Source organism: Oleiphilus sp. HI0086 (genome assembly GCF_001635225.1).
Genome location: NZ_LWFZ01000615.1, coordinates 1 through 6311, shown reverse-complemented (window position 1 = coordinate 6311; position 6311 = coordinate 1). Strand labels below are relative to the sequence as shown.

Here is a 6311-nt window from a genome sequence, read left to right as displayed (position 1 = left end):
ATGACTAAGGGCTATATTTGCCAGAAAGCGGCAAGATTAGAGCATTATCAAAATCACGATGATCGTTTGACACATCCTTTAAAAAGGATGCCAGATGGGAGCTTTCAGAAGGTTAGCTGGGATCAGGCCTTAGATGAAATCGCTGAAAAAATGAATGTAACGCGTGATCAGTTTGGCCCCGATTCTTTCGCGATTGTAGGTGGTGGTGGTCAAGGTAATCATCTTGGCGGTGCGTATGCTTCACAACTGCGTTATGCCATGGGTGGGAGTCGCTATACCTATACAGCTTTGGCTCAGGAAAAGACCATGGATTTTTGGGTGAATGGTCGACTGTTTGGTGATCAGCGTGTTCATTGTACTGAGGACGTAGAGCATTCTGACTACGTACTATTTATTGGCTGTAACCCATTTCAGTCACACGGTATACCCAATGCGCGCGATACGCTTAAAGAAATTAAGAAAGACCCGGACCGTACGATGGTGGTTTTTGACCCTAGAAGGTCTGAAACAGCGAAGCAAGCCGATATACATTTTCAGTTAAAGCCAGGTACTGATGCTTATCTGATGTCTGCGATCTTGGCGATTATCGTAAAAGAGGGCCTGCATGATAAAGCCTTCCTCGAGAATCACTGCACTGGCTTTAATAAGCTCGAAGCTGAACTATTAGATATTCCTATTGAAGAGTATGTAGAAAAAGCCGATGTATCCCTTGAGATGACGCAGCAAGTTGCACGAGACTTTGCTAATGCTAAAGCGGGATGCGTAAGAATTGACTTGGGTCTGCAGCAGTCACTGCATTCCACCTTGACGGCATATTTGGAAAAAATGCTGTATATGGTGACCGGCAATTTCGGGAAAACTGGCGGCAATAATCTGCACACTTTATTTGTTCCCTTATTAGGTAATTCGGACGAGCGTCGCCGCGAGTACAAGCTCACGGCTCATCATAAAATGATGCCGATTTCGGGAATGTATCCACCAAACATATTGCCTGATGAAATTGAACATGAGGGCGAAGATCGTTTACGAGCGATTTGGGTGGATAGTAGCAACCCCGCTCGCAGTTACGCTGACTCTAGTGCCTATGAACGCGCTTTTTCTAAGTTAGATTTGTTGGTTGTTGTTGATGTAGCGATGACTGAAACGGCTCGCTTGGCGCACTACGTTCTGCCAGCTGCCTCTCAGTTCGAGAAGTGGGAAGCGACAGGTTTTAACGCGGAGTTTCCTGAGAACTTCTTTCATTTGCGTGCACCGATGTTTGAGCCTTTACCGGGTACCTTACCTGAGCCTGAAATCTATGCGCGCTTGTTAGCGAAAATGGGTAAGATTCCAGAGAATTTCCCTGTATTGGAACGCATCGCTAAATACGAACCTGAGATTAGTGCTCATCAGGGCTTCTTCGCTGCCTTGATGGCGACTTTTAAATTGAACAAGGATTGGGCCCCCTACGCGCCTTCAATTTTGTATCGTACTTTTGGCGCAGCCTTACCGGAGGATGCCGCATCTGCTGCGCTAATTCTTCCTTTAGCGATGGACTATGCTAGAAAACACGAGGCTGCCGTGAGGCGCGCAGGTGTAAAAGGTAATCAATTCACCTTAGGCGTTAATCTATTTCGGCAGATATTCAATAGTCGCTCTGGGTCGATAATTAGTAAACATACCTTTGATGAAATGTGGAAGTTTATTCGTAATAAAGATGGCCGCATTCACCTGGAAATTGATGAAGTGTTCTCGGAATTAAGAGGTCTGAACAATGGTTTGAAATTCGATGATGGCTATCCCTTTATTCTGATGGCTGGGGAAAGGCGCGCCTATAATTCAAACCAAATTTTTAGAAATCCAGCATGGCGTAAAGTTGATAAAGACGGCGCTTTACGTATTCACCCTGACGATGCAGAATCACTAGGTGTTGGCAAAGGGGATAAGCTGCTTTGTAAAACCGCGCAAGGCCAGCTCGAAGTGAGTGTCGAAATCGACGAGGGTGTTCGTCAGGGTATGGTTACCTTGCCTCACGGTTATGGTATGCGCTACAAAGATGGCGAGCCTAATGGCCCTGCTATAAACTTTTTAACAGCAGGTTCCCACTGTGATCCGTTTACTAAAACGCCTTATCATAAGTATGTACCGGCGCATTTAGAGAGAATAGCTTCCTAAGTTGTAGGCAGAGACTTTCACGGCTTGCGGGCGGGCTAGCACGTGGCAGATTCCAGCGAGGGGCGGAAGTCTCTGCCTACGGTCGGTATATATTGGTTTTGTACCCTGCAAGCCAAAAGAAAAAGCAGTTCAATATTATGGGTAGCCTTGTTATCGTAAAGCAAATAACTTGTTTCGATATCCAGGAAGCTCTGTCTTATGCTGAACGAAAATTATCCTTACTATCTTTCGAATAAAGCCGTTTTTGCCAATCAGGACTTGAAGGTCTATGACAAGTACAGTGGTGAATTGGCTTGTTCAGTTGCATTGGCAGAGAAACAGGCGATTGATCAAGCCATAGCAGCCGCTCAGGCAGCAACAAAACCCATGGCAAGTTTGGCGGCATTTGAGCGCCAGGCTGTATTGGATCATTGCGTTAAACGCTTTACTGAACGTTTTGATGAATTAGCCGAAGCGCTTTGTATCGAAGCAGGCAAACCCATCAGGGATGCGCAGGGTGAAGTGACGCGTTTAATTGATACCTTTCGTATTGCGGCAGAAGAGTCCACTCGCATCGCCGGTGAAGTTATTCCCATGGATATTAGCGCTCGCGCCAAGGGTTATTCAGGCATGAGTAAGCGAGTACCGATTGGCCCTTGCTCGTTTATCAGCCCTTTTAATTTCCCTTTGAACTTAGCCGCCCATAAAATTGCACCCGCGATTGCAGCGGGATGCCCATTCATACTCAAACCAGCCAGTTTAACCCCTGTGGGTGCTTTGTTAATTGCCGAGGTGCTTGCAGAAACGAATCTACCTGAAGGCGCATTTTCTGTCTTACCTTGCCATCGGGAAGGTGCCGGATTATTTACAGAAGATGAACGTTTGAAGTTACTAAGCTTTACCGGCTCACCAGATGTGGGCTGGGCCTTGAAAACTAAAGCAGGCAAAAAGAAAGTCGTCCTCGAATTAGGGGGAAATGCTGCTTGTGTCGTGGACCAGGATGCTGACATCGACGACGCCGTAGCGCGAATCGTTTTTGGTGCGTTCTACCAATCGGGGCAAAGTTGCATCGGTGTGCAGCGGGTTTACGTCCATGAAGAAATTTATCCGCTATTTAAAGATAAATTACTAAACGCTACGCGAGCACTGAAAATGGGTGACCCGAAAGATCCTTCAACCTTTATTGGCCCCATGATTTCGGAAGGCGAAGCTAAACGCCTGCAAGACTGGATTGACGAGGCAGTAGAAGCTGGCGCAAAGCTTTTATGCGGTGGCAAAAGGGAAGGTGTCATGATGCAAGCCTCCTTACTAGAAAGTGTTGGGAAAGGACAAAAGCTCCGAGAAGAAGAGGCCTTTGGGCCAGTAGCGATTCTTGAACGTTTTAATGACTTCGACGCGGTGCTGGAAGAAGTTAACGATAGCAAGTTCGGTCTGCAGGCAGGGATATTTACACGGGACTTATACAAGGCGAATAAAGCATGGGATATCCTCGAGGTTGGAGGCGTCATAATCGGCGATGTACCGTCCTGGCGTGTTGACCATATGCCTTATGGCGGAGTGAAAGACAGCGGCCTGGGTCGTGAAGGTATTAAGTATGCAATCGAAGACATGACTGAACAACGTTTACTGGTGATTCGCACGCCATAAATTGGATATATGATGCCCATAGGCAGAGGGTTTCATCCCCCTTGCGAGCCTCGGATGGATCTGCACAGGTTTTGGGCTTCACTTTCGCTTTATCGAACGTCCGGCTTTTTCTTCTAATGGCTTATCTGGCCATCTGTGTTTGGGGTAGCGGCCCTTCATATCCTTAGCGACTTCAAAGTAAGAGCTGTTCCAAAAGTTAGCGAGATCACTGGTGGTCTGGATAGGCCTCCTGGCCGGTGACAGCAATTCAAAACGTAAGGGAACGCGACCTTCAGCCAGGGTCGGAGAGCTTAGCTCGCCAAACACCTCTTGAAGCACAACTGAAACTGTTGGGCCTTGGTCACTGTCGTAGCGAATTGGAACACGTTTCTGACTTGGTGTTTGGTAATGCGTTGGGGCTTCGCTTTCGATGCGCTGCTGATCATTCCAGTCCAGGCAGCTTTTCACTAGCTCAAGAATGTTTACTTTTTTAAGTGCGTTCATACTGCTGACGCTAGATAAATAGGGTAGCAGCCAAGTCTCGATATCGTCGATTAAGCTTTGTTTTGACAAGCTTGGGAAGTTTTCAAGGTGTTGTCCTAGCCAGCTTGCTCGGGCCAGCCAGTCATCGCATTGCTGCGTCCAGTTTAAAACGCTTAAGCCTTGTTTCTTGACCAGCTGAGCCAGGCATTGGGTGAAGGCATCGTTTGGAATATTGCTGATGACTTGGCTATCTATGGTAATCGCGCCAATACGGGTTTGCATAGAGCCCGTTATTTTCTGCGTTTTAGGGTTGATCTCGAAACGTTCTTCTTCGTTGATATGCTCGGACAAGACTTCGAGAGCTGAGGCTTTGTCAATGGCTGCCGCGCTATAAATCCGGCCCTCTTTCTTCTGTGCATCGCAGTCAGCAATGACTAACCAAGGCTCATCAAAGAGTGAATCGTCTTCGTTGAGGTAAGCGCCTTTACCGTTCGCCATCAAATATTTGCCGTCTCCTGCTTGGCGCTGTTTGGCCAGTCGCTCAGGGAAGGCGATGAGTAAGAGTTTGCCAAGGTCTGCAGGGTAGATAGTCGGCTCAATATCTGCTTTCGAAGCGGCTAATTTTGCTAATTGCTTTTGCAGCGACTGAGTGCTTGAGAAGGCTTGCTCGACTCGTGAACGATGGAAGGCGTAGTCTTTAAGGGACTGTGCTTTGTCTCGGCCAAAATCCGACAGCGCGTTGAGACGTCTGGATATGTCGGTATCTCTATTATGGAGAAAGATATCTTGTTCAGAAAGCAGAGCGGCTAAGTTGCAAGCGACACGCTGATCTTCGGGCTTGTCGGTGCTTAACAACATACTTGCAAGGCGCGGGCTAACAGGTAGCTTTGCCGCGAGCTTGCCCAGTCGGGTGACCTGAGCTTGTTGATCCAGCAAACCGAGGTCTTTGAGTACTTGCATCGCGGCATTGTAATGCGCTTCCGGAGGCGCCGTGAGCCAGGGGATGCTCTGGTAGTTGTTATTTCCCCAAAGGCATAATTCTAAGCCGAGCTGAGTTAAGTCACTTATGCAGATTTCTTCGCTTTGAAAGTCACTCAGAGACTGTTGTTTGCTCTCGCTCCATAAGCGAATACAGTGGCCAGCCTGGGTTCTGCCTGCACGGCCCTGACGCTGTTCGGCCGATGCTTTGGATATGTACTTGGTTTCCAGACGACTCATACCGGAGCCAGCGTCATAACGCATTTGACGTTCAAGGCCACTGTCAATGACGCAGCGAATCCCTTCGATGGTCAAGCTGGTTTCGGCGATATTAGTGGCGAAAATAATCTTTCTTCGGCCTTGCTCGTCTTTCTGCAGAGCCTGCTCCTGTTTCTGAAGGCTTAGCCCGCCATAGAGTGGCAGAAGTAGCAGGTCATTGTCGGAATAACGTTCTTGCGCACTGGCTAGGCAGCGCTTAATTTCACCTTGGCCGGGGAGGAAGACCAGAATATCGCCGTGTGCATCATCTTGAAGCGCGCTTCGGATGGCTCTGAGAACTTGCTTATCGAGGTATTCATTAGGACTATTGGCGGCTTGATAGTCAGTAGCTACCGGGAATGTTCGCCCCGGGCATTCTACGATGGGGGCTGCGTTCATATAGTGTGAGAGCATTTGTGTATCGATGGTCGCAGACATGACCAGGAGCATCAAATCATCTCTAAGCGCTTGTTGAACTTCGAGACAAAGCATTAGTGATAAGTCACTATGAATTGAACGTTCGTGAAACTCATCGAAGATCACCAGGCCAATATCAGATAGCTCCGGGTCCTGCTGTAATCGTCGGGTGAGAATACCTTCAGTAACGACTTCGAGAACGGTGTTTTGCGACACATTTCGATCATTCTTGATCTGATAACCTATGCGTTCACCGACTTTCTCCCCAAGCTGTTTCGCGAGGTAGTAAGCAATGGCCTTAACGGCTACACGGCGAGGCTCCAGTAAAAGAATCTTTTTCCCTTGAAGTGCCAAGTCCTTGAGTAAGGCCAAAGGTAAAGCGGTTGATTTTCCCGCACCGGGTTCGGCTTGAAGTA

3 protein-coding genes are annotated in these 6311 nt (G+C 47.9%); 2 read left to right on the top strand and 1 reads right to left on the bottom strand.

All coding sequences use genetic code 11. The features are described from left to right. Nucleotides 1-2154: molybdopterin-dependent oxidoreductase (locus tag A3756_RS07540; protein WP_068553225.1), on the top strand; the 2154-nt coding region annotated here is incomplete at its 5' end. Between the two features lie 198 nt (nt 2155-2352). Beyond that, nucleotides 2353-3780 (top strand): aldehyde dehydrogenase family protein, encoded by a 1428-nt coding sequence (locus A3756_RS07535; RefSeq protein WP_068514373.1) that lies wholly within the window; start codon nt 2353-2355, stop codon nt 3778-3780. 78 nt (nt 3781-3858) lie between these two features. Here the strand turns inward: A3756_RS07535 and hrpB are convergent. Beyond that, nucleotides 3859-6311, bottom strand: a 2453-nt coding sequence (hrpB, locus tag A3756_RS07530) for an ATP-dependent helicase HrpB (protein ID WP_068553223.1), incomplete at its 5' end; no start/stop codon positions are given.